This window comes from Flavobacterium sp. TC780, assembly GCF_056783245.1.
Genome location: NZ_JBXBAV010000092.1, coordinates 1 through 23,122, shown reverse-complemented (window position 1 = coordinate 23,122; position 23,122 = coordinate 1). Strand labels below are relative to the sequence as shown.

Genomic DNA, 23,122 nt, shown 5'->3' with positions numbered 1-23,122 from the left:
TTTGAAGATGATATTCAGTCTCTCTGAGACTCAACATTAGTCAATAGTCTTTTAACATCTTCTAAAAGAAAACTTTTTTCTTTTAATTCTTTTCCAAACTTCTCATTTTTAAAAATATTTTTCGCTACGCCCTCCCATGTCATTGCATAATCTTTTACAGGCTGATCTGGATAACGAACCCTTTCTAATTCATGTTGAATAGAACCTTTATAGTTTTCAATATTATCTACATAAGGTTCTTGTGTTAATGCTGGAATATCCTTTCCTCTGTAAAAGGCGCTAATTTGATTATACGAAATTAAAGTTGTTTTACTATAATCATCATCAAATGACTGCCTTACATTAGTTAATTTTGAATCTGTTTCTATCTTATCTCTTCCTCCAGTCAAAATTGCCTTGTAAATAAAGTATTCTGGAATATCTGTCTTATATTCAAAATAGCTTACAGGTATATCATATTGAAAATCAAAATCTGGTAATTTTACAATATTTTCAGATTTAAGAATGTATTTGTATTCAATAATAGAGCCCACTTTTACATTTGGTAGTGTTATTATTTTTTCACTCCAATATTTATTTACTTTTTTCTTAAATGTTCCTTGATTATCTAGTTTGTTTTTTACGATAGATCCATTTTCCAGATTATACGTTACTGCATTAGAAAACTCTAATCGATCCTCATTCAAATTTTCATAACCAACATAAAAACGCACTTTTTGATCAGCCCATCTTAGTCCTTCTTTTTTATAAATTTTAATTTTAAATTCATAAACATGATTGGCAAAAAAGCCTTTATCTTTAGTAAAAGTATAAAATGTTCTTCCTTTTTTAAACAAAATTGCGGCTGGAGCTGTTGTATCGTTTGGATTTACTTTCTCTTTCAATTCTGCAACAGTAACTTTACCCAAATCATAACTTTGGGCATTAATTTTTGAAATGCAAAAAAATAAAAAACCAACTATTACTAAACTCCAAAACCTCATATTATATTCTTTTTAAAACTATTTTTTCATTTATCTTAGCAATCATACCTTTGTAATATTCTTGTAACATCGAATAATGATCTGCTGGTATTATTGCTGCGTTTATCTGATGTGTTATTACCAATTGTAATAAATTTTGATTAACTGCCGCCATAAATTTAAACATTCCCAAATTATCTTCCATTACAATTGCTGCTGGTGCAGGAAGTGTCTCTACCGTATATCCATCAGGAATTTGAATTGTTATATTATATTTATCCAATGAAGGAAAACCATAATCTATAGGATATTCTCGGTCTTCTTGCTTAAATGGATTTTCTTTTTTTGTGTAAAACAACATCGGATTTATATAAATTTTCCCTCCGATAACTTCACAAAGATTAGAACCTGTAAATGAAAAAGTCTCAACTGTTGGCAACTCCAATTCTTTTTCATTTGTCCTCATGTATTCACTTATTTCAATTTTATCATTATCATTCTCTAGCTTTTCTAAATAAGTATCTTCTTTAACATTATCAACATTATTTCTAAAAATCATTGCGTTATAATCTGAACATTGTCTTCTTGTTTTACCAACAACACCTCCTTCTGGATTTACGCTATAATTAATTGCAATATTATCAAATGATTGCTTATTTGGCATTAAATCAATCTCCTCAGAAGTTCCATCTTTTCGTATTAATCTTCCCATCCAATTTAAAGCTCTAAATGGCAAAACATTTGGAGTAGAAAATTTACTCGAAGCATCTAACAAAATAATCCCTTCATTAGTTTCTACAGCTGCAATTACATAATTAAAAGCTGTTCTATTAGGAAACATCGCAATCCCATTAGAACGTGTACTTACTAAAACAGGATTTGCCGTTAATCCTGAAAATCGCAACATAGCTGTTAACATAAGATTTATATCGGCTATATTACCCGTTTTCTCTTTATATGCTTTTCTTACACCGTTATCACATCCATAGTCAAAATATCCGTTCCAGTTAATTCTCGATTTTACAAAATTAAATATTACCTTAATTCTTTCATCTTGAGCACTTACACCTGCAAGTAAAGCTTTTAAATCATCTTCAAAATATCCTGTTCTATTTAATTCTGCACCAAAACTATCATAATTATATATTGTTTTCGCAACTGAATTCCAATCTGTTGAAAATAGTTCAATTGGCTTATTTGGAAACTTTATTATAGACAATTCGTGCTCTATACCCGAAGTATAGTTATATATATTATTAACATAACCTTCTTCTTTCATCGCTGGTAAATTCTTTGCGATATAACTAGTTTTAGTTTCTATATAATCAACTTTATCATTTGAATAGGTTGTTTTAGTCGAAGCATTAAATCCTCCCGATTCAGATCTATCTTTATTTACAAACGTGATAGATTCCGTATTTTTATCTACTTTAACTTCAGGAAAAATATATCCTTTTTGTTTTGCATTAAAAACGTAATACTCTGGAATACGTGTTGTAAATTCAGAATAATTCACAGGTATAGAAGATTGAAAATACCAATCTCTCATTGATCCTATACTTGGAGATTTTATTGTGTATCTGTATTCAATAACAGATCCCTCTTTTACATTTGGCATTGTCATTTTTTTCTGATTGCGATATTTATTAATATTCTCATCAAATATCCCATCGCTTTTAAGTTTTACTTTCTCAATTTTATCAACAACCAAATTATATGTTACTGCATCCGAAAAAGCAACACTCTCTTTTAAGTTACTATCTCCTACATAATACGTTACATTTTGATTTGCCCATTCATAACCTTCTTTTTTATAAATTTTAATTCGACATTCCACATCTGTCATCATCACAAACCCAGAATTCATATCATACGAAAGACGAGAAACTCCTTTTCTATATAAAATTGCAGCAGCTGCTGAAGTATCTTTAGGATGCACCTTTTCCTGCAATTCTGCAATTGATACTTTTCCTAATTTAAATTCTTGTGCTGTAATTTTCGAAAAAGAAAACACAACAAATAAAACAATGGTTAATTGATTAAATTTCATTTGGTTAATTCTTGGTTAATATAATTTTGGCATTATCATTTTTGTTAATCTTCTCCATAAAAAGACGATATTCATCATATTCTTTATTCGAATACTCCCCTTTATTTAGTAACATGGAACGCTTGTAAATTAATTTATTATTTTCTTTTTTACTTATTTCTGTTTTATACTCCCCAAATTTTCCTTTTAATTCAAAATTTGAAGGTAAAAATTCGATTGTAAATCCTGTTGGAAGATTGATTTCTATTTCATCAATATCTAAATATCCTCTTTGTATTTGCAATGAATTCTTTCGATTTCTAATTCTTTTTATACTTCCTGTATATTGATTAAAAGCATCTACCACAAACATCATTTTACCTCCTGAAACAACTCCATAATTAGAAGCACTTATCTGAACATCTTCTGTAAATCTTACACGCTCTTTATCATTAAAAAAAACAGTCTTATTAATTTTTAAGTTATTAATATTATCCCAATAACTTTTATAATGTGCATCTTTATCTGTGGGTTGCAACTTCTCAACTCCCGTTTTTTTACTGTACTGAGAACCTTCTGAAACAATTACGATAGCTCCAGATAAATTTCCTTCTTCCGATAAAGCATAATTTCCTTTACTTATTTGAGTATTATTTTTATCTTCATAAATGGTTGTTCTAACAATTTCACCTCCCTCTGGTTTAATTATTAAAACATTCCTATCATCAGTAAAAGTGCCTTGATACCCAAAAGGATCATCTTGACTTGTACACTCAAGCCATATATACTTATCTCCATCAGGAATTGACAATATCATATGATTTCCTTGCATAGAAACAAAGTCTGAGTCTATATCCATTTTATACGGACTTCCATATAAAATCGTGTTATAAGAAGGAACATCAACAACTTCTAGAAGTGCTTTTGTATAGTTTGTTAATGCTTTGCAATCTCCATAACCTAAACGATCTACATCATTTGCAAACATTGGTTTCCATCCTCCAATACCAATAGCAATATTTACATATCTTGATTTTTTTTGCACATAGTCATAAACTATTTTAGCTTTTTTTACTGGATCTTTTTCATCTCCTACCAATTTCTTTATTTTAATTTTGGTTTCATTAGGCAAAACTGTTGTACCTAATAAAACTTTATCAGCATACCATTTCCCAAAAGCTTCCCATGTTGTAGCATTTCCATCAACTCCTTCGAGATGAAAACTTTCCATTCCCATCATAACACAAGGAAAAACATCATTAAAAGCAGGACTATAATCTTCTTTTTTTTGAGCTAGTATATTAGTTGCTATATAAGAAACCTGAGTATTGGTGTCTGTAGTTTTTTTTATATCAAATCCTGATAAACGAAATTCTTTTTTTTTGAATCCTAAATTATTTGGATAAGTTACATTCAAAATGCTTTTTTCTAAGCCTGTATAATAATTATCGATGGGGAACCATTTAGGAATAAAAGCAGTTGTCGAAGTTTCAACTTCACTTTTGTATATTAAAGTAAATGGATATTGAATAGGAGTATAATCTAAATAAATATAGCGACTATCAGAAAAGAGATTCCTCCACTGATAACACTTTCGTCTCTAAAATCTTTGCGTTTTATTTTTTTTAATTCTTTGCCTTGTGCATCATATACCGTAGCCTCTATATTTTTAACAGATGTAGATTTATCATAATACTCAGTAGCGTCAATTGCATTTAAACCGTTTTCATTAAATACGGTTATAACTCTCTTCTGTTTCGTTTTCATACTCCTCTGAGAAGTAATCACAATATCAATTTGATTTAAACGAATAACAGCATTAGCATTCTCTTTGAGGCTATCGGAAATTCCAACAAATTCATATTCAATTTTTTGAGCAATGGAAGTGAATGAAAATAAAATAAAAAATAATGAGAAGAGAATCGATTTCATTTAATAAGTAATTTCGCCAAATATATATTATTTTTAGAAATATTTAACAAACATTGACTCTTTTTACTCTCTATTCTTGCTGTCCATTGTTATGGTTACAGGACCATCATTTAACAGGCTGATTTTCATATCTGCATCAAAAATTCCAGCTTGAATTTTATTTCCAAATTCCTTCTCCAAAGTAGCTACAAAGTTTTCATAAAGTGGAATTGCAATATCGGGTTTTGATGCTTTTATGTAAGATGGTCGATTCCCTTTTTTAATACCAGCATGAAGTGTAAACTGGCTAACAACTATAATTTCGCCGTTAATATCCTGAACAGAGTAATTCATAACATCCTTTTCGTCGTTAAAAATTCTGATTTTGGTTATTTTTCCAGCCAACCAATCAATATCTTCCTGTGTATCGGCATCTTCAATACCAACAAAAATAAGTAACCCTTTTTGGATATCGGCTACCTTATTACCATCAACCACTACCGAAGCTGAAGAAACTCTTTGAAGAACAACTCTCAAAATAATAGTGAATTATAAATTATAAATTGTGAATTCATTTCGTATAAATAATTATTACCAACTTAAAGTTCAAATAAATTTGACTTTAAACTATTTTTACTTTCTTGTTTCATCGCTAGCAGCACGATCATCATTATAAATATCTGTACGATAATGTTCGTCTTCTCCTTCTAGAATTTTAAGATAACTATTATAACGTGACCAAGCAATTTCATCTCTTTCCAGAGCATCTTTTATAGCACAATGAGGTTCATCCTTATGCAAGCAGTTATTAAATTTACACTGATCTTTCAATTTAAAAAATTCAGGAAAATATCCACTAACTTCTTCTTTTTCCATATCAACAATACCAAAGCCTTTTATACCTGGTGTATCAATAATACGTGCACCAAAAGACAAGTCAAACATTTCTGCAAATGTTGTTGTATGCTGTCCTTGTTTACTTGCTGTCGAAATCATTTTTGTTTTAAGATGCAAACTAGGTTCCATCGCATTTACAAGAGTTGATTTACCAACCCCTGAATGCCCCGAGAACATCGTTACCTTACCAATCATCATTCCCTTTAATTCCTCAACACCTTTGCCTTCTGTCGATGAAATACGCAAACATTTATATCCTATTTGCTCATATACATATTGCATATACAATTGCTCATCAAGAGTAGCTTCATCAAAAGTATCTATTTTATTAAAAATCAAAATAGTTTCAATACCATATGCCTCAGCTGTAACCAAGAAACGGTCGATAAAATTAAATGTCGTTGGTGGATTATTAATTGTTACTAATAAAAATACGCAATCAATATTAGAGGCAATAATATGCATCTGATGAGATAAATTCACAGATTTACGAACGATATAATTCTTTCTTTCGTGAATATTATGAATTGTTCCTGTTACTGTATCTGAACTTTCTTCGAGTTCATAATCCACAACGTCGCCTACAGCTATAGGATTAGTACTCTTAATACCTTTCATCCTAAACTTTCCTTTCATTCTACACTCTATAAAATCGCCACTTTCGGATTTTACGGTGTACCAACTCCCTGTAGATTTGTAAACGGTTCCTGTCATACTGCAAAGATAAAATTTTGTTTCAGCTTTAAAGTTTAAAGTTCAAAGTTTTTAAGCTCAAGTATAAATTAAAAAATCTCCACCACTTTCTTAAAAGCGATGGAGATTCTATTTTGAGAATTATTAACCATTTAAGTAATCTAAAAACATTTAAGTTTAATGCTTACAAATCCTTATATGAAATTATACCACTTATATGATTCAAAACAAATTATGCGTTAAGAATTCTTTCTTGATGGCTAATACTCTCTTGGTGAATTGCTTTAAACATTTTAAGAACAAATTCTTCAGACAATCCTTTTTTCTCACCTTCCAGAATCATTTTTCCTAAAATTTCGTTCCAACGGTTATTTTGAAGAATAGCAACGTTTGCATCTTTTTTCACCTGACCAATTTCGTCAGCAACTTTCATACGTTTTCCTAATAAGTCTAATAAATTAGCATCAAGAACATCGATATTAGCTCTTAATTTCGACATTTTTTGGCTATATTCATCTGTCTTATCATCAGTCTTTCTTACTCTCAAATCTTTGAAAATTTGCTTCAAAGCATCTGGTGTAACTTGCTGTGCTGCATCACTCCAAGCATTATCTGGATCAGTATGAGTTTCGATAATCATACCGTCGTAATTTAAATCTAAAGCCTCTTGTGTTACTTCAAGAATCATTTTACGGTCTCCTGTAATATGAGATGGGTCAATGATTAAAGGTAAATCAGGGAATTTATTTTGTAATTCGATAGCAATCTGCCATTCTGGGATGTTTCTGTATTTTGTTTTTTCGTAAGTCGAAAATCCTCTGTGTATTACACCTAGTTTTTCGATTCCCGCCATATGTAAACGCTCTACACCACCTAACCACAAAGATAAATCTGGGTTAACAGGGTTTTTAATCAAAACGATTTTATCTGTTCCTTTTAGTGTATCTGCAATTTCTTGTACTGCAAACGGATTTGCTGTTGTACGAGCTCCAACCCATAAAACATCAATATCATGCTCCAAAGCCAGTTTACAATGTGCCGCAGTTGCAACTTCTGTTCCCATTAATAAACCAGTTTCTGCTTTAGCTTTTTGTAACCATTTCAAACCAATTTCTCCTACACCTTCAAATCCTCCTGGACGCGTTCTTGGTTTCCAGATTCCAGCTCTGAATATACTTACATCAGAGTTTTTTAATTCATGTGCAATTTTCAACACCTGATCTTCAGTTTCAGCACTACAAGGTCCAGCTATTACTAGTGGATGATCTAATTTGAATGCCTCTAACCAATTTCTCATTTCTTTCTTATTTTCCATCTTTTCTTTAGTTTATTTTTTAATAGTAATTCCGTTTAATATCTCTTTTATTTTATTCACACTTTCCATTTCCTCATAAATGGCATTATAATCATCTGCAACCAGTAAGTCTTTAAACTGGGTAAGATTTAGTATATATTCTTCCAGGGTTTCGATTACCTGTTTTTTATTTTGTTTAAAAATTGGCGTCCACATTGCTGGAGAGCTTTTTGCCAAACGGACAGTACTTTCAAATCCACTTCCTGCCATATCAAAAATATCCTGTTCGTCTTTCTCCTTATTAATAACTGTCTTTCCTAGCATAAATGAGCTTATATGAGACAAATGCGATACATAGGCAATATGCTTATCATGCGATGTTGGGTCCATATATCGTATGCGCATTCCTATAGCTGTAAAAAGCTGTAAAGCCTTTTCCTGTAATTTAAAAGTAGTTTTTTCTACCTCGCAAATAATATTCGTTTTACCTTTAAAAAGCCCTTTTATTGCTGCAGAAGGTCCAGAGAATTCCGTTCCCGCAATCGGATGAGTAGCAATAAAGTTTCTTCTTCTCGGATGATCAGCTACTGCCTCGCAAATTGGTTTTTTAGTAGAACCTACTTCAAAGACTATTGTGTTTTCACCAATTACATCCAGAACTTTAGGTAAAACGGTAAGCGCAACATCTACTGGAACCGAAACAATCACAAAATCGGCAGTTCCCAGATCATCAAAAGTCGACGCCTTATCGATAACTCCTAACTCAATTGCTTCTTGTAGATGTGCTTCATTATTATCAATTCCATAAATAGTAGCATTTGGATATAATTCTTTGATATCTAAAACCATTGAACCTCCTATTAACCCTATTCCTATTACGTGTATATTCATTTTTTATTTTTTATTTGAAGCTTCCCGATAACTATCGGGACTGCTGTCCGACTCTATCTTTTTCTAGCTAAAGAAGCTAGAAAAAGGATGCCGCTCCCATCAGGGCTAAACTTTTCATTTTTTCAAGATCTTTTCGTTATAGATTTAAAATTCTGTCATCCTGAGCGGAGTCGAAGGCTTATAAAAACCAAAAGGGTTTCGACTCCGCTCAACCTGACAATCTAAAATCTATCTATTGCCTCTTGTACTTTTTCTTCTTTCACACACAACGAGAATCTAATATAACCTTCACCATTACTCCCGAAGATTGTTCCCGGTGTGATAAAAATATGTTTCTCGTATAATATTTCGTCAATGAACTTTTCTGATGATTCAATTCCTTCCGGAAGTTTTGCCCAAACAAAAAGTCCAACTCCTTCTTTATAAACTTTGCAGTCTAACTTTTCTGCTAGCTTTTCTGTTAATTCACGACGGCGTCTGTAAATCTTATTTTGATCTTCAAACCATGATTTATCACAATTTAATGCTGCAACTGCACCTTTTTGTATTCCGTAAAACATACCGCTGTCCATATTACTTTTTACTTTCAAGACAGCATCTATAATTTCAGGATTTCCTAAAACCATCCCAACTCTCCATCCTGCCATATTAAAAGTCTTACTCAATGAATTAAGCTCTAATGCTACATCCTTTGCTCCTTCAACTTGTAATAAACTAATTGGTTTATCATTTAAAACAAAACTATACGGATTATCATTAATCAATAAAATGTTATGTTTTTTAGCGAAAGCAATCAATTTTTCAAATAACTCTAAACTTCCTCTTGCTCCCGTAGGCATATGAGGATAGCCCAACCACATAATCTTTACTCTTGAAAGATCTAATTTTTCTAAGGCTTCAAAATCTGGCTCCCAATTAGTATTCTCTTTCAAATCATAATAAACTGGAACTGCTCCAACCAAATTGGTTACCGAAGTATATGTTGGATATCCTGGATTCGGAATTAAAACATGGTCTCCTTCATTTAAGAAAGCCAGCGAAATATGCATAATCCCTTCTTTTGAACCCATTAATGGTAAAATCTCATTAGCTGGATTTAAAGCAACACCATAATTATTCTGATAAAAATCAGCCATTCCTTTTCTCAATTCTGGCAATCCCTGATAACTTTGATATTGATGTGCATTCTCATCTTGCATTGCCGAAACTATTGCTTCGATAACTGCTTTAGAAGGATTTAAATCTGGACTTCCAATTCCCATATTGATAATTGGCTTGCCTTCTGATTGTAGTTGTCTTACTTCTCTAAGCTTTGAAGAAAAGTAGTATTCCTCTACGACATCTAATCTTTTTGCTGTTGTAATCATGGTTCTATTTTATATTTTCAGCTTTGGGCGCTCGGCTTTCGGCTTTATGACTTTTAAACCTCATTTAAAGGTTTCGTATTTTTATATTCTCCCAAAACTTTAAAGTATTCTGCCATAATTGCTATTAAAGTTTTTGCTTTTGCATAATCTTCGTAATCTTCAAAAGTTACATCCACAAAAAATGAATATTTCCAAGGGGTTTCTATTTTTGGCAACGATTGAATTTTTGTTAAATTCAGTTTACAATCACTCATTACATTCAAAACAGCGGCTAAACTTCCACGTTTATGATTTAATTCAAATTTGATTGACGCTCTGTTAATTTCATTTACCGGTAAAAAAGAGTTCTCTTTCTTGATAATTACAAAACGGGTCATATTGTTTTTAATCGTCTGAATTTCTGGCGCTAAAATTTCTAAATCATACATCACAGAAGCCGTTTTACTTCCAATTGCTGCAATCCCTTTTAGCTGTTTCTCCTGAATTCTTCTAGCTGTTTCGGCAGTATCTTTATCCTCTACTAATTTAACATTTGGGTATTTTTTCAGATAATCCATACATTGTAATAATGCCATTGGATGAGAATGAACCTCTGTAATATCTTCCATTTTTTGACCTTTTAAAGCCATTAAATTCTGATGAATGCTTAAATAATGCTCTCCAATTATGTGCAAATTATTCTTATCTATCAAGGCATAATTCGGGATAATTGGCCCTGCAATCGAGTTTTCGATTGCCATTACAGCTTGATCTGATTTGCCAGAAAGAACGCTATCAATTAATTCTTCAAATGATAAACACTCGTCAATATCCACGTTTTCAGAGAAATACTCATTTACTACCTGATGATGAAATGAGCCTTTAATACCTTGTATTGCAATTTTTGTTGTCATATACTCAAAAAAAAATCCTGATTTGCATCAGGATTGTATATTAGTTTTATTTGTCTTTTAAATTTTCTCAAATAACCATAGCACAATCCTCACTTCTACTAAAGAAGAAATAAAAAGAGTTGCTAAAATAAAAACGGTTGCTTGACATTTTGTTTGTGTTTTTCAATAAATACTTTGCGAATGTATAAATTATTTTTACTGCACCAAAAAAAATAATGCTTTTTATGAAACAAAAAAGGATTTCTTAACAAATAAGCTCAATTTTGTAAGATAATTAAATAAATCGGCCTTAAAATGCGATTTAACTAATTGCTAATTAGTGATTATAGATATCTCCAAACCTCTCTTCTAAGAATATGATATGAAAAACATTCTGATTTCTTAAACCAAGAAAAGGTCTATTATCTCCATTTGCTCTAAAAACTATTAAGTCAGTCACATCTGGTGAAACGAATTTAGGCAAATCTGGCTTAATTTGTCTAACGGGTATTTTTTCAGTTCCAAAACCATGCTTTTGAGCCACATTTATCTGATTCCAAGTTAAATTGGACAGCTTTTTTAATCTCTCTATAAAATCTGCGTAAAACTTAAAATCTTTATCTGGCTCCGTCTGTAAATACTTGAAGCAAAAAATCGGATAGTTTAATTCGGTATTATTTTGATTAGGAACTGTTATTTTACTTTCCTTAATATCTCTCTTTTTAATTTTCCCCATCTACTCGATGATTTGAGTTTTAAAATACTCTCTCAACAAGTCATAAGAGATTTCTCCTTGAGGGTTTTCATGAAAAATTTTCTTCCATGGCAACTCTGCATGCGTCATTTGCATCAGCTTTATAGCCGAAAACTGTCCAAATTCAGTCATCACTTCTATAAACAATTCATTTTCATCCTCAGTCAGTTCAATAATTTGTACATCTTCATTTAGGGTAATGGCACCTGAACCAAAATCTTTAAAATGGTCAAACATATCCCTCACAACAGGACCATACTGCCAAGCTTCGAAATCTTCTTCAAATAATTTCTTATCATATACAGCAATAAAAAAGCCCTGCATATAATAAAGTATTTTTTGCAGTTTTAAATTTGAAATAATTTCTCCCTGACTAGCGTCTGTATATGCAATAATTTTATGTGCAATTTGTAAAACCGGATAACTCATTACTATTCTTTTTTACAAATTTAAACAATTATTTCCTACCATTTATTGTGTTCAATTATTTCATAAATCTTGTCTACATCAGCTTTAACTCAATGTCATTAAGTAAAGCTTTCTGAACTAATAATCTTTCTCGCAAAGACATAAAAACACCAAGTTTATGCATATTTTTCTTTGCGACTGGTGTCTTTGCGAGAAATTTATCCAGCATTGCAGACATTTCCTTAACTTAATTAGATTATGCTTCAACTGGAGGTAAAGAAATTGACAACAAATAGACTTTAGTCAAAACAATATAAAATTTCAGCTGAGGCCATGACTTAAAATTCAATTTCTCAAATTTCTAATCAATTTATTCTTAAAACAATCCTGCAATAGGTCTATTACTTATCCCTATTTTGGAATAATCAAAGCTCATTTTTTGCTGTAATAAAGAAGCATATACACTTCTAAAATCAATTTCATATTTTAAATCACCATTATCCAAGTTAGACAAATCTGGATTTTTTCCGTAAAATTGTTCCTTTATTATTCCCTCCTATAATCAACATTGGTGCTGCTGTTCCGTGATCTGTTCCGTTTCCGTTGTCTTTTACTCTCCTACCAAATTCCGAAAACACAACAACTGTAACATTCTGGAGCAACTGAGATTGTTTTAAATCCTGATAAAAACTATACAAAGCATCATTTAAATCGGTTAATTTTTTCTCATGAATTGCAAGTTGATTGTCATGTGTATCTAATCCGCCAAGGGATGTATAATATACTTTAGAATTTAGATTCCCTTTTATTAATCTACCAATCCATTCCAAATTTTTAGATAGTTCGGTTTTAGGATAACTTATTTCCGTTTTTGATTTTGCCAATGCTTTCTGAATTTCGTCGGATCCTTCAGTAACTGAATTGGCTATTTTCCGAACAAAGTCCAATTGAGGATTATTCGACAATGTTATATTTTCTTCCTTATCTGATTTTACTTTAAATCGGTTTGGATCTTTTACCGTGATTGAATTTGGCTCAATTCCTTTTAAAGCCAAATTATCTATTGTGTCTAGATTTATTCCAGCCGTAGCCTGATGTCCTTTACATTGCAGATCTAGATATCGTCCGAGCCAGCCTTCATTTATATATTTGTTCGAATCTGTTGCTGTTTGCCAAATCTCCTGACTACGAAAATGCGAACGAATCGGCTCTGGATAACCAACATTTTGGATTACTGTTAAATCTCCGTTTTGCTGCATTTGGGCAAAGTCTTTTAAAGAAGGATGAAATGCCATTCCTTTATTTTTTCCTACCACAACATCTTTATCCAAAGCAATTTTTGTTCTCAAATCATAATACAAAGGATTATCATATGGGATAAAAGTATTCAATCCGTCATTCCCTCCATTAAGCTGAACAAATACAACACATTGCTCGCCAATTACCAAACTATTTTGAGAACCATAAGCATGCAAAAAATCAGGAAGCAAAAGCATTCCACCAGTAAATGTTCCTGTTATCGATATAAAATTCCTTCTGTTCATAACTTTAAACTTCTAGATTAATTGATATTCGGGCAACTTGGTAATGTAATTAAACAGTCGAATTACTGCAAAATTGGCGTGGGGTTCTTTAGGGTTAAAATCATATTTAAGCAAATTCTCCATGTCTTTTTGCATCGCGTCATTGACATTAAACAATAGCCTGCTTGACAATTCAGCAATAATAGTTTTATTACTCCCATTAGAATCAAAATCTATTTTGACATCAATTTTTTCGAATTCGGTCTTTGGCTTCTCACTTTCATCATTCATTGTATTTAATGCCTTCCTTGTAATACTTCTTCCACCACAAATAAATCTGATGTATTGTTTCTACGCTGTAAATAAATCTGAGAAGTCAGCCATGAATTTCCTCCATCCCAACCTTTCACATTTACCTGATTGTATAAATCCATTCCTTGTTGTTTCAAAAAAAACATAACCATACCATCATCGAGGTCGTCAATATGCAATTCATCCAAAAGCTGCAAAATATAAACCAACGGATCTTTTATTTTGGTTCCTCGAACCTCTTTGGTATATTCTTCCATAAATATTTTAGTTAGCAATGGCTGTATTTTCAAACTTTACTTTCCTGAAATAATCGCCATAATAAATTACCAAATCTTCTGAAGGAGTATCGTAAATAAACCATTTTAGAATTTTTCGAGTAATTAAGTACGGAATGTTTTTCTGCTTCAAAAATAATATCAACTAGATCATCTACTTTCCAATTTCCGGTTTTCCCAAAATAAGTTTTTATCACTATCATCTTCGGCAAAACGCCTGTAAACTGCTGTATCATCTCCATAATTTAATCCTGCTAAAGCTCTTGCTCCATTTTTAATATCATTTTCGGTATAATTCCCGATTCCGATTGTGAACAACTCGAGCAATTCACGGCTTAGATTCTCGTTGTACTTTCCTTTTTTATTATCGACATTATCAAGGTATTTTACCATTGCATTTGATTTTATAATTTGCTTGGTGAGTTCTTTGAAGTTTCCAAAAGCATGCTATCGCAAAATCATATTGTGCTGATAAATCCAATAATTGACTTTTACTTTCTGGGAAGTCGAAACAAAATGATTACCAGAAGCAAACCATATTTTTCGCAACGGAAATTCATTCGTTTCGCATTTTGGCTATCCACCATTTTTTTAATTCAACTGATGAATAAATTTCTTGCTTAGAATCTTCTTTTTAGCTTCTGTATCTGCCGTTTTTATAGATTCACGCAGTTCTTTAAGTTCAATAAGTGTTTTGGGATTATCGTCTAAAAAAGCAGGAAGTTGTTTGTCAAACTTTGAATCATAGGAATGTTTTAGAAATTTTTCTAATCCTAGTCTTTCAATCTTATCGGATTCTTTACCAGAGAAACCCAATCGTAACGACCAAACATTGCTTTTTTTCATAACGCAGGAATTATTTTGAGAATAAGACTTTATTTTTTTTAAAAGGTTTAAAAAGGGAGGTTCTGAGTTCTTAGATACTAAGGTTCTAAGTTTTTTTTAATTAGGTAGTATAATTAAAACGTTTTTTATTGGCTTGATATTGCCTTTTTAGAGAAATCGAGTATTTACTCTACTTTATTAGAAAACTTACTACAAGTTCGTCACTTTTCTGGCATTAAACTTATTTCACTAAGTATCCTCTAATTATCGAGCTAATCCTGGAGATCTCTCATTCTTCGAGATGACAAGTTTGGGCAAAAAAAAGCAGCTATCGTACTGATAGCTGCTTTGTATTAACTAAGAATAAATATTTTCTCTTTATTCAATTTCCTTTCTTGTAATTAAGACCTAGACATTTTCGCAATCGTCTGGATCTCCGGCTTGTGCTTTTAACAGCATTGCTTTATAATCTTCTACACTGATTGCTTCTGTTTCTGGTGCCAAGACTGCTGCTGCTGGTGCAGTTTCTTCTTTTTTATCGTTGTTTAATGTAAATTTAATTGCATCTACAGCTGATTTTGTTCTAAAGTAATACATTCCTGTTTTTAAACCTGATTGCCATGCATAGAAATGCATTGATGTAAGTTTAGAATAGTTTGCATCTTGCATAAACAAGTTTAATGATTGCGACTGGTCAATAAAATAACCTCTTTGACGCGACATATCTAAAATATCTTTCATAGACATTTCCCAAACTGTTTTATACAATTCTTTAAGATCTGCTGGAATTCCATCAATATTTTGAACTGATCCGTTATGACGCATGATCTCTTGTTTCAGAGTCGTTCCACAAACCTCTTTCTACCAAATCATGAAGTAAATGCTTGTTTACCACAATGAATTCTCCTGAAAGCGTTCTTCTTGTATAAATATTTGATGTATATGGCTCAAAAGCTTCATTATTTCCTAAAATCTGAGAGAAGTAGATAAGCTGTAGGCATTGGAGCAACTAATAAAGAGTTACGAACACCGTGTTCTCACAACTTCCTTACGCAATGAAGCCCAGTCCCAACGTCCTGACAATTCTTCATCTTTCATTCCCCACATATTATATTGGAATTCTCCTTTTGACATTGGAGACCCTTCAAATGTAGAATACGGCCCTTCAACTTTAGCTAATTCCATAGATGCAGTTACGGCAGCAAAATACAATGTTTTCAAAAATTTCTTGATTTAATTGTTTTGCATCATCACTTGTAAATGGCATTCTTAACATAGTAAAAGCATCTTGCAAGTCCTTGAACTCCTAAACCAATTGGTCTATGACGTACGTTAGAATTTTCTGCTTCTTTTACTGGATAATAATTTCTGTCAATTACTTTATTTAAATTGAAGTTACGAGACGTTTATAACATCAAATAGTTTTTGGTGATTAAATTGCCCGTTCTCAACAAACATTGGCAACGATATCGAAGCCAAATTACAAACTGCAACTTCATCTGGAGATGTATATTCGATAATCTCTGTACACAAGTTTGACGAACGGATTGTTCCTAAATTCTTTTGGTTTGATTTTGTACCGGTTTGCTGCATCTTTATACAACATGTACGGAAGACCAGTTTTACTTAATATCAAGGATTTTTTCCCATATCTCTCTTGCTTTAATTGTTTTTCTTCCTTTACCAGCGCCTCATAACTTAAATACAAAGCGTCAAATTCTTCACTGTGTACATCTGATAATCCTGGACATTCATTAGGACACATTAAAGTCCAAGTTGTATCTTCCTGAACTCTTCTGATGAATAAATCTGGAATCCACATTCCAAGAAATAAATCACGGGTTCTCATTTCTTCCTTACCGTGGTTTTTTTCAAATCAAGGAAATCGAAAAATATCAGCATGCCAAGGCTCTATGTAATAGCAAAACTTCCTTTACGTTTTCCTCCTCCTTGATCAACATAACGAGCTGTCATATCATATACACGCAGCATCGGAACAATTCCGTTAGAAGTTCCATTAGTTCCACTGATATAAGATCCAGTTGCTCTAACATTGTGTATTGCTAAACCAATTCCTCCAGCAGACTGTGAAATTTTAGCTGTTTGTTTTAATGTATCATAAATCCCATCAATACTATCATCTTTCATTGTTAATAAGAAACAAGATGACATTTGAGGTTTTGGTGTTCCAGAATTAAACAACGTCGTGTAGCGTGAGTAAAGAATTTTTTAGACATTAATTCATACGTTTCAATCGCAGACTCAATATCATCTTTATGAATTCCTATAGAAACACGCATCAGCATATGTTGTGGTCTCTCTACAATTTTCCCATTTATTTTCAATAAATAAAAGCGTTCTAAAGTTTTAAATCCAAAATAATCATAATTAAAATCACGGTTATAGATAATTGTTGAATCCAGAACCTGTGAATTTTTCTTAATTACTTCATAAACATCATCTGCTAGCAAAGGAGCTTCTTTACCTGTTCTAGGGTTAACATAATTATACATGTCTGACATCGTCTCCGAGAAAGATTTTGTCGTATTAAAATGCAAATTAGAAACAGCGATACGAGCAGCTAATTGTGCATAGTTGGGTGCGCAATAGTCATAGAAGCAGCAGTTTCTGCAGCAAGATTATCCAATTCTGAAGTCGAAACTCCATCATACAATCCTTCAATAACACGCATGGCTACCTTAACAGGATCTACAAGTTCATTTAACCCGTAACACAATTTTTTGATTCTGTCTGTAATCTTATCAAACATTACTGGCTCTTTACGTCCATCTCTCTTTATTACATACATAAGCTTACTTTTTTATTGTTATTGAAAAAATGAAAGATGCTGAAATAACGAATTCCAGCACTTAAACATTGTGTGTTTTATTTTTAATTTAGGAATTAGTAGTTTCCCAATAGTTTGCCTCTCCTCAATCTAATATATAGATCAAAAATCAGTCAGTAATACTATTGAATCTTCGATTTGGGAATAGAGATTCAATCTTTAAATGGTGTTTAGTTATAGAACCCTTCGTTCCCCTAATTTTATTATTTCTAGTGTCATAGTAATCACTAAAACTTACTTTGTTGCCTAAAAATCTGCATCAAAGCTAATTTTCTGAGAATCAACATCTCCACCTGAGCTGCTATTCATTACTCCTGCTTTTTGATATTCTGAAACTCTTTTTTCAAAGAAATTAGTTTTCCCTTGAAGCGAAATCATATCCATAAAGTCGAATGGATTTGATGAGCCATAAACACGATCGCAACCTAACTCAACAAGTAATCTATCGGCAACAAATTCTAAATATTGCGTCATTAAAACTGCATTCATACCAATTAAACTAACCGGAAGAGATTCTGTAACAAATTCTCTTTCTATATCCAAAGCATCAACGATAATTTCTTTAATTCTATCTTTTGGAACTTTATTTATCAAATGGTGATTGTGTAAATGCACAGCAAAATCACAATGAACTCCTTCATCACGAGAAATTAATTCGTTTGAAAAAGTTAAACCTGGCATTAAACCACGTTTTTTCAACCAGAAAATAGAACAAAAAGCTCCCGAGAAGAATATCCCTTCTACCGCCGCAAATGCGATTAAACGCTCAGCAAACGAATCAGATTCAATCCATTTTAATGCCCAATTTGCTTTCTTTGCAATAGCAGGAAAAACATCCAATGCATTAAACAACTGATCTTTTTCAGCTTCATCTTTTACATAAGTATCAATAAGAAGTGAATATGTTTCACTATGAATATTTTCCATCATGATTTGAAAACCATAGAAAAATTTAGCTTCAGCATATTGTACTTCATTTACAAAGTTCTCAGCAAGATTTTCATTTACAATTCCATCTGATGCAGCAAAAAATGCTAATATATGTTTAATAAAATATCTTTCATCATCTGACAACTTGTTATTCCAATCATTCAAGTCTTGATGTAAATCAATTTCTTCAGCAGTCCAAAAACTCGCTTCCATCTTTTTATACCAATCCCAAATATCATGGTGTTTAATTGGAAAAATTACGAAACGGTTCTTATTTTCTTGTAAAATTGGTTCGACTTGTGACATTATTGTTGTGTTTTATTTTAAAAAATTTCAATGAATTTTCATCCATTTCTGTAGACTACAAAGATTGTCATTTGTTGGCTAAAATAAAAGCCAAACTTATTCACAATCCGCTCTAGTTTTTAACAAAGAGGCAAAAACAGAATAATTTTCATACAATTATCAACTATCTGAAAATGAATAAGTTAAAACCGTTCAAATTCACTCCACCAACCGTAAAATATAGGATTTTTAAAATAAAACGCAAGATTTTTTTATAAAATTTAAAAATCTTTTTTAGGTACCATTTGGAAGATATTTTATTACAATCTCAGATTGTTTTCAATTATGGAAAATAGATCAATTTTTAAGAGCGCTTCAAATCTTGTGCAACTTTATCTAGCTCCATATACCAATCTTCTCCAAACTTACGAATTAGCGCTTCTTTGACAAATTTATAAACTGGAACTTCAAGCTCCTGCCCCAAAGAACAGGCTGCATCACAAATATCCCATTTATCATAATTAACAGCCGCAAATTCAGTAAAATCTTTTACTCTAATTGGATATAAATGACATGATACTGGTTTTTTCCAACTTACGATTCCTTGATTGTATGCTTGTTCTATACCGCAAAGCGCAGTTTTTCCATCGAATATTACATATGCACAATCCTTATTATCTATTAATGGCGTTTCAAGATCACCATCTGTTCCTTTAATCCAAGTTCCCTGTGCTTCAATAGCAGCAATCCCTTCTTTGCGTAAAAAAGGTTTTACTTTTGGATAAATTTCTTCTAAAATCTTTGTCTCCTCTTCACTCAAGGGAGCCCCAGCGTCTCCATCAACACAGCATGCGCCTTTACAAGCAGATAAATTACAAACAAATTCTTTTTCAAGAATATCCTCAGAAATGATAGTTTTTCCTAATTGAAACATGATAATAGAGTACTGAATTATAAAATGCAAAGATAGTCAATCTATCTCGATGCTCACCAGATAAATTGAATCAAAAAAACTGACTTCAATTCCACGCAATAGATTAACCAAATAAAACTACATCTTGTTGTAAACATCACATAAAAGCCTTCAAAAACGTATTTTTATAACAAAAAATCACAGATTAATATCAAAATGTTAAAAAAAGCCATTTATTTTTTACCTTTACCCACGTTTAACTCCTAAATAAAAAGACATGTTAGAAATAGACTTAAAAGAAATAATTACTGTTGGAATGGTACTCTTTGCTGTAATTGACATCGTTGGCTCTATTCCTATTATTGTTAACCTAAGGTCTAAAGTCGGACATATCGAATCCGAAAAGGCTTCGATAGTTGCTGGATTAATAATGATTATTTTTCTCTTTATTGGAGAAGGATTCCTTAAAATAATTGGTATCGATGTACATTCTTTTGCCGTAGCAGGATCCTTTGTATTATTTTTTCTTGCCTTAGAAATGATACTCGGAATTCACATATATCGTGATGAAGAAGCTAGCTCTGCCTCTATTGTGCCATTAGCTTTCCCTCTAATTGCAGGAGCAGGAACTATGACTACATTACTTTCGTTACGCTCACAATTTCACACTATAAATATTGTAATTGCAATTATCCTTAATATAACCCTTGTATATATTGTTTTAAAATCATCTTCTAAAATCGAAAAAATGCTAGGAAAAAACGGACTTGGCGTGGTTAGAAAGACTTTTGGAGTTGTACTTTTGGCTATTGCTGTTAAATTATTCGCAGCTAATGTTAAAGGTTTGTTTGTCTAAAATTAATTTTCATAAATTTACCGCCTAGAAATACTTAAAAGCAGAAATACTCGTTTGCGGAGCCACCAAAAGCAATATTTCATTTTTCAATTATTCCTTTTAATCATTTAGAAATAAATAGTTATCCTATGAAAATTTTTACTTCCATATTAGTGCTTTTAGCATTAGCTTTGATTATTTTCAATATTACTTTGCTTGACTTTCAAAATCCTTTACAAGGAGACAGCATGGTAGCATTTATTGGAATAGCAGCTGCATTTTGTGCCGTACTAATTCTTTTAATTTTTAGAATTTCTAAAAAGATAGAAGAAAAAATGAACGATCAACAATAATATGTTTGACGTTTTAATTATTGGCGGAGGCGTATCAAGTATGTCCTGTGCACTTGTCTTAGGATCTGCACAAAATAAGCCTTTTGTTATTGATAAAAAAATTGGAGTTTTTACACATCAAAAAAACTCTTCTCTTCAAGATGCTCTTTTCAACAATGCTTACGGTATTGCACCTGGTAAATTAGGTTCTGAATTATTATCTGAAAGTACTGAGCATTTAAATCAAGAATACCCACATATTACACAAATCCCGAATGAAAAAGTAATAAAGATAGAAGGTGAATATCCTGATTTTTTAATTACTACCAACAAAAACACATATAAAACTAAAATAATAGTTGTCGGGATTGGTTCTGCAAATACTTTTGCTATTGAGGGCTTAATACAATATATTGAACCTCACAAAAAAGCACTTTCCGAAAAACAACGAATTCAGTTAAAAAATATTGACCACAAAGTTACTGAAGGAGTTTATGTTATTGGTACTCTGGCTGGCTGGAGAAGCCAACTGGCTATTGCTGCAGGAAGTGGTGCTGCCGTTGCTACTGACATCTTAACTCTATGGAATAACGGTGTACAGACTCATGTGCACGATAGTACGCGATAATCTTTTAAAAACACTAGTTTCTTATTCAAACCATCAAGAGATTAAGAAAAACTAAACTTTAAACACTTTATAAATTTAACATCGTAATAGTAAAAAGAAAACCATTAAAAAATTAAAACAATTTAGCCATAAAGCTTAATAACTTAATTTTTTAATGGTTCGAATAAATTGATGCTTTAGCATTAATTTATTTTACAGAAAGAATTTCTTTTACTTTTATATGTTTCTCCGTATCGGTTTTCCAAATATCTCCTTTTAAAAAAACCTCATCTCCTTCTTTTAATTTCTTGTAGTTTTCTGGACCGCCTACATTTACAATACTTATTGCAGCATAATAAATTTCATTTTTATCTGACTTAATCTTAGCAGTATATCCATCTTTACCAAACTCAATAGATTCAACTTTCCCTGAAATAGTATCATTATCTTTCATAGTTGCACAAGAAATTACAAAAGTCATTAAGACCAACAGGAAACTTATTTTTTGGCATTTCTCATCTTTTATATTTTACCATTGAACTATTATCAATTCTACTTCAATTGCACACAACTTCCCGCAATAACTTTTACATTCTCATCAAATTGTTTCCAAACTCTACCATATCTAAAAATACCATCTAGGGGCTTATTATCATATTTCCCTCTTAATAAAACAGTAACTCCTACAACAGCTGTATCTCCAATTACACTAATAATTTGATCCGAAGCTTCTAATACTTCGATTTTCATTTTATCTGAACGATACGAATCTAAATCAAACTCCTTTGTGATTGTTTGTCCATCTGGTAAATTAAATAGCAAATCATCGTGAAGGAATTTTTCCAGAGCTAAAACATCTGCATTTTTAATTGCAGCTAATAGCTCGATTTCAGCATTTACAATAGTATTTATTTCCATTTAAAAAAAATTAGAATTATTTTTTTCTGACTCAGAACCGTCTTAATCATTGCATCATTTTTAAGAATTATATCATAGTAATAAATTTCCCCATACAATTGTCTGGCAAATTCAGCTGTGATATAACGATTAATGATTGCTTTATTTTTTTCTAATTTTAAATCTAACCCATTCTTAAAAAGATATTTCTGAAAAGATTTAAAATAATCATCTAACGACTGCATTTTTGCAACAAATTCTTGATAATTCAACCCTGTAAATGCCTTACGATTTTTATCTAATTGCTCGAAAACAAAATGCCCAACAATTCCTGTTTGTAACAAATAAGCAGAGCCTTCGCTACCATGTTCTATTTCGATTGGCACAAAAACATCTGGTACAATACCGCCTCCACCATAAACAGGTGCTGCCTCCCTAACAACAGGAGCATGTATTAACCTT

General features: G+C 31.7%; 32 protein-coding genes and 2 pseudogenes. 3 read left to right on the top strand and 31 right to left on the bottom strand.

Annotated elements, in window-relative coordinates; genetic code table 11:
- Nucleotides 1-14: 14 nt before the first annotated feature.
- The 28 genes and pseudogenes from AC1RYN_RS09665 to AC1RYN_RS09530 form a co-directional block, all read right to left on the bottom strand.
- Nucleotides 15-983 (bottom strand): DUF3857 domain-containing protein, encoded by a 969-nt coding sequence (locus tag AC1RYN_RS09665; protein WP_481806806.1) that lies wholly within the window; start codon nt 981-983, stop codon nt 15-17.
- Between the two features lies 1 nt (nt 984).
- Nucleotides 985-3,012 carry a transglutaminase gene (locus AC1RYN_RS09660; RefSeq protein ID WP_481806805.1) on the bottom strand — a complete coding sequence of 676 codons (2,028 nt, stop codon included), beginning with the start codon at nt 3,010-3,012 and terminating at the stop codon, nt 985-987.
- 4 nt (nt 3,013-3,016) lie between these two features.
- A complete protein-coding gene (locus tag AC1RYN_RS09655; protein WP_481806804.1) occupies nt 3,017-4,408 on the bottom strand; it encodes a DUF3857 domain-containing protein in 1,392 nt (463 codons plus the stop codon).
- A 125-nt stretch (nt 4,409-4,533) separates the two neighbouring features.
- Complete coding sequence (locus AC1RYN_RS09650; RefSeq protein ID WP_481806803.1) at nt 4,534-4,923, bottom strand: DUF3857 domain-containing protein; 390 nt, start codon at nt 4,921-4,923, stop codon at nt 4,534-4,536.
- Nucleotides 4,924-4,986: 63 nt separating this feature from the next.
- Nucleotides 4,987-5,439, bottom strand: coding sequence for a D-aminoacyl-tRNA deacylase (gene dtd, locus AC1RYN_RS09645; RefSeq protein WP_481806802.1), 453 nt, complete (start codon nt 5,437-5,439; stop codon nt 4,987-4,989).
- A gap of 96 nt (nt 5,440-5,535) precedes the next feature.
- Entirely contained in the window at nt 5,536-6,513 is a 978-nt protein-coding gene (gene rsgA / locus AC1RYN_RS09640) for a ribosome small subunit-dependent GTPase A (RefSeq protein WP_481806801.1), read from the bottom strand.
- A gap of 211 nt (nt 6,514-6,724) precedes the next feature.
- Nucleotides 6,725-7,807, bottom strand: coding sequence for a chorismate mutase (locus AC1RYN_RS09635; protein ID WP_481806800.1), 1,083 nt, complete (start codon nt 7,805-7,807; stop codon nt 6,725-6,727).
- 12 nt (nt 7,808-7,819) lie between these two features.
- Complete coding sequence (locus AC1RYN_RS09630; RefSeq protein ID WP_481806799.1) at nt 7,820-8,677, bottom strand: prephenate dehydrogenase; 858 nt, start codon at nt 8,675-8,677, stop codon at nt 7,820-7,822.
- A 221-nt stretch (nt 8,678-8,898) separates the two neighbouring features.
- A complete protein-coding gene (locus tag AC1RYN_RS09625; RefSeq protein ID WP_481806798.1) occupies nt 8,899-10,044 on the bottom strand; it encodes a pyridoxal phosphate-dependent aminotransferase in 1,146 nt (381 codons plus the stop codon).
- Between the two features lie 53 nt (nt 10,045-10,097).
- Nucleotides 10,098-10,937 carry a prephenate dehydratase gene (locus tag AC1RYN_RS09620; protein ID WP_481806797.1) on the bottom strand — a complete coding sequence of 280 codons (840 nt, stop codon included), beginning with the start codon at nt 10,935-10,937 and terminating at the stop codon, nt 10,098-10,100.
- A 316-nt stretch (nt 10,938-11,253) separates the two neighbouring features.
- Nucleotides 11,254-11,652, bottom strand: coding sequence for a hypothetical protein (locus tag AC1RYN_RS09615; protein ID WP_481806796.1), 399 nt, complete (start codon nt 11,650-11,652; stop codon nt 11,254-11,256).
- Entirely contained in the window at nt 11,653-12,099 is a 447-nt protein-coding gene (locus AC1RYN_RS09610; protein ID WP_481806795.1) for a Panacea domain-containing protein, read from the bottom strand.
- Between the two features lie 355 nt (nt 12,100-12,454).
- Nucleotides 12,455-12,583, bottom strand: a complete 129-nt coding sequence (locus tag AC1RYN_RS09605; protein ID WP_481806794.1) for a hypothetical protein — start codon at nt 12,581-12,583, stop codon at nt 12,455-12,457.
- Between the two features lies 1 nt (nt 12,584).
- Nucleotides 12,585-13,622 (bottom strand): DUF1501 domain-containing protein, encoded by a 1,038-nt coding sequence (locus AC1RYN_RS09600; RefSeq protein WP_481806793.1) that lies wholly within the window; start codon nt 13,620-13,622, stop codon nt 12,585-12,587.
- Nucleotides 13,623-13,634: 12 nt separating this feature from the next.
- Entirely contained in the window at nt 13,635-13,892 is a 258-nt protein-coding gene (locus tag AC1RYN_RS09595) for a hypothetical protein (protein WP_481806792.1), read from the bottom strand.
- A gap of 5 nt (nt 13,893-13,897) precedes the next feature.
- Nucleotides 13,898-14,203: a DUF1800 family protein gene (locus AC1RYN_RS09590; protein WP_481806791.1), complete on the bottom strand. Its 306-nt coding sequence runs from the start codon at nt 14,201-14,203 to the stop codon at nt 13,898-13,900.
- 135 nt (nt 14,204-14,338) lie between these two features.
- Nucleotides 14,339-14,581, bottom strand: coding sequence for a DUF1800 family protein (locus tag AC1RYN_RS09585; protein WP_481806790.1), 243 nt, complete (start codon nt 14,579-14,581; stop codon nt 14,339-14,341).
- Between the two features lie 198 nt (nt 14,582-14,779).
- Nucleotides 14,780-15,034, bottom strand: coding sequence for a hypothetical protein (locus tag AC1RYN_RS09580; RefSeq protein WP_481806789.1), 255 nt, complete (start codon nt 15,032-15,034; stop codon nt 14,780-14,782).
- A 387-nt stretch (nt 15,035-15,421) separates the two neighbouring features.
- Nucleotides 15,422-16,022, bottom strand: a pseudogene (locus tag AC1RYN_RS09575) (hypothetical protein).
- Nucleotides 16,023-16,033: 11 nt separating this feature from the next.
- Nucleotides 16,034-16,234, bottom strand: coding sequence for a hypothetical protein (locus tag AC1RYN_RS09570; protein ID WP_481806788.1), 201 nt, complete (start codon nt 16,232-16,234; stop codon nt 16,034-16,036).
- Between the two features lie 29 nt (nt 16,235-16,263).
- Nucleotides 16,264-16,389 (bottom strand): hypothetical protein, encoded by a 126-nt coding sequence (locus AC1RYN_RS09565; RefSeq protein ID WP_481806816.1) that lies wholly within the window; start codon nt 16,387-16,389, stop codon nt 16,264-16,266.
- A 19-nt stretch (nt 16,390-16,408) separates the two neighbouring features.
- The gene (locus AC1RYN_RS09560; RefSeq protein ID WP_481806787.1) at nt 16,409-16,546 is read right to left on the bottom strand and encodes a hypothetical protein; all 138 of its coding nucleotides are present in this window, start codon (nt 16,544-16,546) and stop codon (nt 16,409-16,411) included.
- On the bottom strand, nt 16,509-16,862 hold the full coding sequence (locus tag AC1RYN_RS09555; RefSeq protein WP_481806786.1) for a hypothetical protein: 354 nt from the start codon (nt 16,860-16,862) through the stop codon (nt 16,509-16,511). Before AC1RYN_RS09555 ends, AC1RYN_RS09560 begins: the two co-directional genes overlap by 38 nt.
- Before the next feature lie 62 nt (nt 16,863-16,924).
- Nucleotides 16,925-17,161, bottom strand: coding sequence for a hypothetical protein (locus AC1RYN_RS09550; protein ID WP_481806785.1), 237 nt, complete (start codon nt 17,159-17,161; stop codon nt 16,925-16,927).
- Nucleotides 17,162-17,163: 2 nt separating this feature from the next.
- Nucleotides 17,164-17,526, bottom strand: coding sequence for a ribonucleotide reductase N-terminal alpha domain-containing protein (locus tag AC1RYN_RS09545; protein WP_481806784.1), 363 nt, complete (start codon nt 17,524-17,526; stop codon nt 17,164-17,166).
- Nucleotides 17,527-17,594: 68 nt separating this feature from the next.
- Nucleotides 17,595-17,822: an ATP cone domain-containing protein gene (locus AC1RYN_RS09540; RefSeq protein ID WP_481806783.1), complete on the bottom strand. Its 228-nt coding sequence runs from the start codon at nt 17,820-17,822 to the stop codon at nt 17,595-17,597.
- Between the two features lie 285 nt (nt 17,823-18,107).
- A complete protein-coding gene (locus AC1RYN_RS09535; RefSeq protein ID WP_481806782.1) occupies nt 18,108-19,097 on the bottom strand; it encodes a ribonucleotide-diphosphate reductase subunit beta in 990 nt (329 codons plus the stop codon).
- A 343-nt stretch (nt 19,098-19,440) separates the two neighbouring features.
- On the bottom strand, nt 19,441-20,010 hold the full coding sequence (locus AC1RYN_RS09530; RefSeq protein ID WP_481806815.1) for a DUF3109 family protein: 570 nt from the start codon (nt 20,008-20,010) through the stop codon (nt 19,441-19,443).
- 256 nt (nt 20,011-20,266) lie between these two features.
- Here AC1RYN_RS09530 and AC1RYN_RS09525 point away from each other — a divergent pair, with 256 nt between their 5' ends.
- The 3 genes from AC1RYN_RS09525 (at nt 20,267) to AC1RYN_RS09515 (ending at nt 21,784) form a co-directional block, all read left to right on the top strand.
- On the top strand, nt 20,267-20,845 hold the full coding sequence (locus tag AC1RYN_RS09525; RefSeq protein WP_129540701.1) for a MarC family protein: 579 nt from the start codon (nt 20,267-20,269) through the stop codon (nt 20,843-20,845).
- A gap of 128 nt (nt 20,846-20,973) precedes the next feature.
- A complete protein-coding gene (locus tag AC1RYN_RS09520; protein ID WP_264286465.1) occupies nt 20,974-21,177 on the top strand; it encodes a hypothetical protein in 204 nt (67 codons plus the stop codon).
- A 1-nt stretch (nt 21,178) separates the two neighbouring features.
- A complete protein-coding gene (locus AC1RYN_RS09515; RefSeq protein ID WP_481806781.1) occupies nt 21,179-21,784 on the top strand; it encodes an FAD-dependent oxidoreductase in 606 nt (201 codons plus the stop codon).
- Between the two features lie 187 nt (nt 21,785-21,971).
- On the opposite strand, the gene AC1RYN_RS09510 is transcribed toward AC1RYN_RS09515, so the two are convergent.
- The 3 genes and pseudogenes from AC1RYN_RS09510 to AC1RYN_RS09500 form a co-directional block, all read right to left on the bottom strand.
- Nucleotides 21,972-22,244: a hypothetical protein gene (locus tag AC1RYN_RS09510; protein ID WP_481806780.1), complete on the bottom strand. Its 273-nt coding sequence runs from the start codon at nt 22,242-22,244 to the stop codon at nt 21,972-21,974.
- Between the two features lie 71 nt (nt 22,245-22,315).
- A complete protein-coding gene (locus AC1RYN_RS09505; protein ID WP_481806779.1) occupies nt 22,316-22,681 on the bottom strand; it encodes a nuclear transport factor 2 family protein in 366 nt (121 codons plus the stop codon).
- A pseudogene (locus AC1RYN_RS09500) lies at nt 22,672-23,122 on the bottom strand (hypothetical protein); the annotation flags it as partial. The pseudogene AC1RYN_RS09500 and the gene AC1RYN_RS09505, both read right to left, overlap by 10 nt.

Excerpts from the sequence above, each read along its gene's own strand:
- AC1RYN_RS09665 (WP_481806806.1), bottom strand. The coding sequence starts at position 983 with ATGAGGTTTTGGAGTTTAGTAATAGTTGGTTTTTTATTTTTTTGCATT.
- AC1RYN_RS09660 (WP_481806805.1), bottom strand. The coding sequence starts at position 3,012 with ATGAAATTTAATCAATTAACCATTGTTTTATTTGTTGTGTTTTCTTTT.
- AC1RYN_RS09650 (WP_481806803.1), bottom strand. The coding sequence starts at position 4,923 with ATGAAATCGATTCTCTTCTCATTATTTTTTATTTTATTTTCATTCACT.
- rsgA (WP_481806801.1), bottom strand. The coding sequence starts at position 6,513 with ATGACAGGAACCGTTTACAAATCTACAGGGAGTTGGTACACCGTAAAA.
- AC1RYN_RS09635 (WP_481806800.1), bottom strand. The coding sequence starts at position 7,807 with ATGGAAAATAAGAAAGAAATGAGAAATTGGTTAGAGGCATTCAAATTA.
- AC1RYN_RS09630 (WP_481806799.1), bottom strand. The coding sequence starts at position 8,677 with ATGAATATACACGTAATAGGAATAGGGTTAATAGGAGGTTCAATGGTT.
- AC1RYN_RS09625 (WP_481806798.1), bottom strand. The coding sequence starts at position 10,044 with ATGATTACAACAGCAAAAAGATTAGATGTCGTAGAGGAATACTACTTT.
- AC1RYN_RS09620 (WP_481806797.1), bottom strand. The coding sequence starts at position 10,937 with ATGACAACAAAAATTGCAATACAAGGTATTAAAGGCTCATTTCATCAT.
- AC1RYN_RS09615 (WP_481806796.1), bottom strand. The coding sequence starts at position 11,652 with ATGGGGAAAATTAAAAAGAGAGATATTAAGGAAAGTAAAATAACAGTT.
- AC1RYN_RS09610 (WP_481806795.1), bottom strand. The coding sequence starts at position 12,099 with ATGAGTTATCCGGTTTTACAAATTGCACATAAAATTATTGCATATACA.
- AC1RYN_RS09600 (WP_481806793.1), bottom strand. The coding sequence starts at position 13,622 with ATGAACAGAAGGAATTTTATATCGATAACAGGAACATTTACTGGTGGA.
- AC1RYN_RS09595 (WP_481806792.1), bottom strand. The coding sequence starts at position 13,892 with ATGAATGATGAAAGTGAGAAGCCAAAGACCGAATTCGAAAAAATTGAT.
- AC1RYN_RS09585 (WP_481806790.1), bottom strand. The coding sequence starts at position 14,581 with ATGGTAAAATACCTTGATAATGTCGATAATAAAAAAGGAAAGTACAAC.
- AC1RYN_RS09580 (WP_481806789.1), bottom strand. The coding sequence starts at position 15,034 with ATGAAAAAAAGCAATGTTTGGTCGTTACGATTGGGTTTCTCTGGTAAA.
- AC1RYN_RS09555 (WP_481806786.1), bottom strand. The coding sequence starts at position 16,862 with ATGAGAACCCGTGATTTATTTCTTGGAATGTGGATTCCAGATTTATTC.
- AC1RYN_RS09550 (WP_481806785.1), bottom strand. The coding sequence starts at position 17,161 with ATGAAAGATGATAGTATTGATGGGATTTATGATACATTAAAACAAACA.
- AC1RYN_RS09545 (WP_481806784.1), bottom strand. The coding sequence starts at position 17,526 with ATGTATAATTATGTTAACCCTAGAACAGGTAAAGAAGCTCCTTTGCTA.
- AC1RYN_RS09540 (WP_481806783.1), bottom strand. The coding sequence starts at position 17,822 with ATGTATGTAATAAAGAGAGATGGACGTAAAGAGCCAGTAATGTTTGAT.
- AC1RYN_RS09535 (WP_481806782.1), bottom strand. The coding sequence starts at position 19,097 with ATGTCACAAGTCGAACCAATTTTACAAGAAAATAAGAACCGTTTCGTA.
- AC1RYN_RS09530 (WP_481806815.1), bottom strand. The coding sequence starts at position 20,010 with ATGTTTCAATTAGGAAAAACTATCATTTCTGAGGATATTCTTGAAAAA.
- AC1RYN_RS09525 (WP_129540701.1), top strand. The coding sequence starts at position 20,267 with ATGTTAGAAATAGACTTAAAAGAAATAATTACTGTTGGAATGGTACTC.
- AC1RYN_RS09520 (WP_264286465.1), top strand. The coding sequence starts at position 20,974 with ATGAAAATTTTTACTTCCATATTAGTGCTTTTAGCATTAGCTTTGATT.
- AC1RYN_RS09515 (WP_481806781.1), top strand. The coding sequence starts at position 21,179 with ATGTTTGACGTTTTAATTATTGGCGGAGGCGTATCAAGTATGTCCTGT.
- AC1RYN_RS09510 (WP_481806780.1), bottom strand. The coding sequence starts at position 22,244 with ATGACTTTTGTAATTTCTTGTGCAACTATGAAAGATAATGATACTATT.
- AC1RYN_RS09505 (WP_481806779.1), bottom strand. The coding sequence starts at position 22,681 with ATGGAAATAAATACTATTGTAAATGCTGAAATCGAGCTATTAGCTGCA.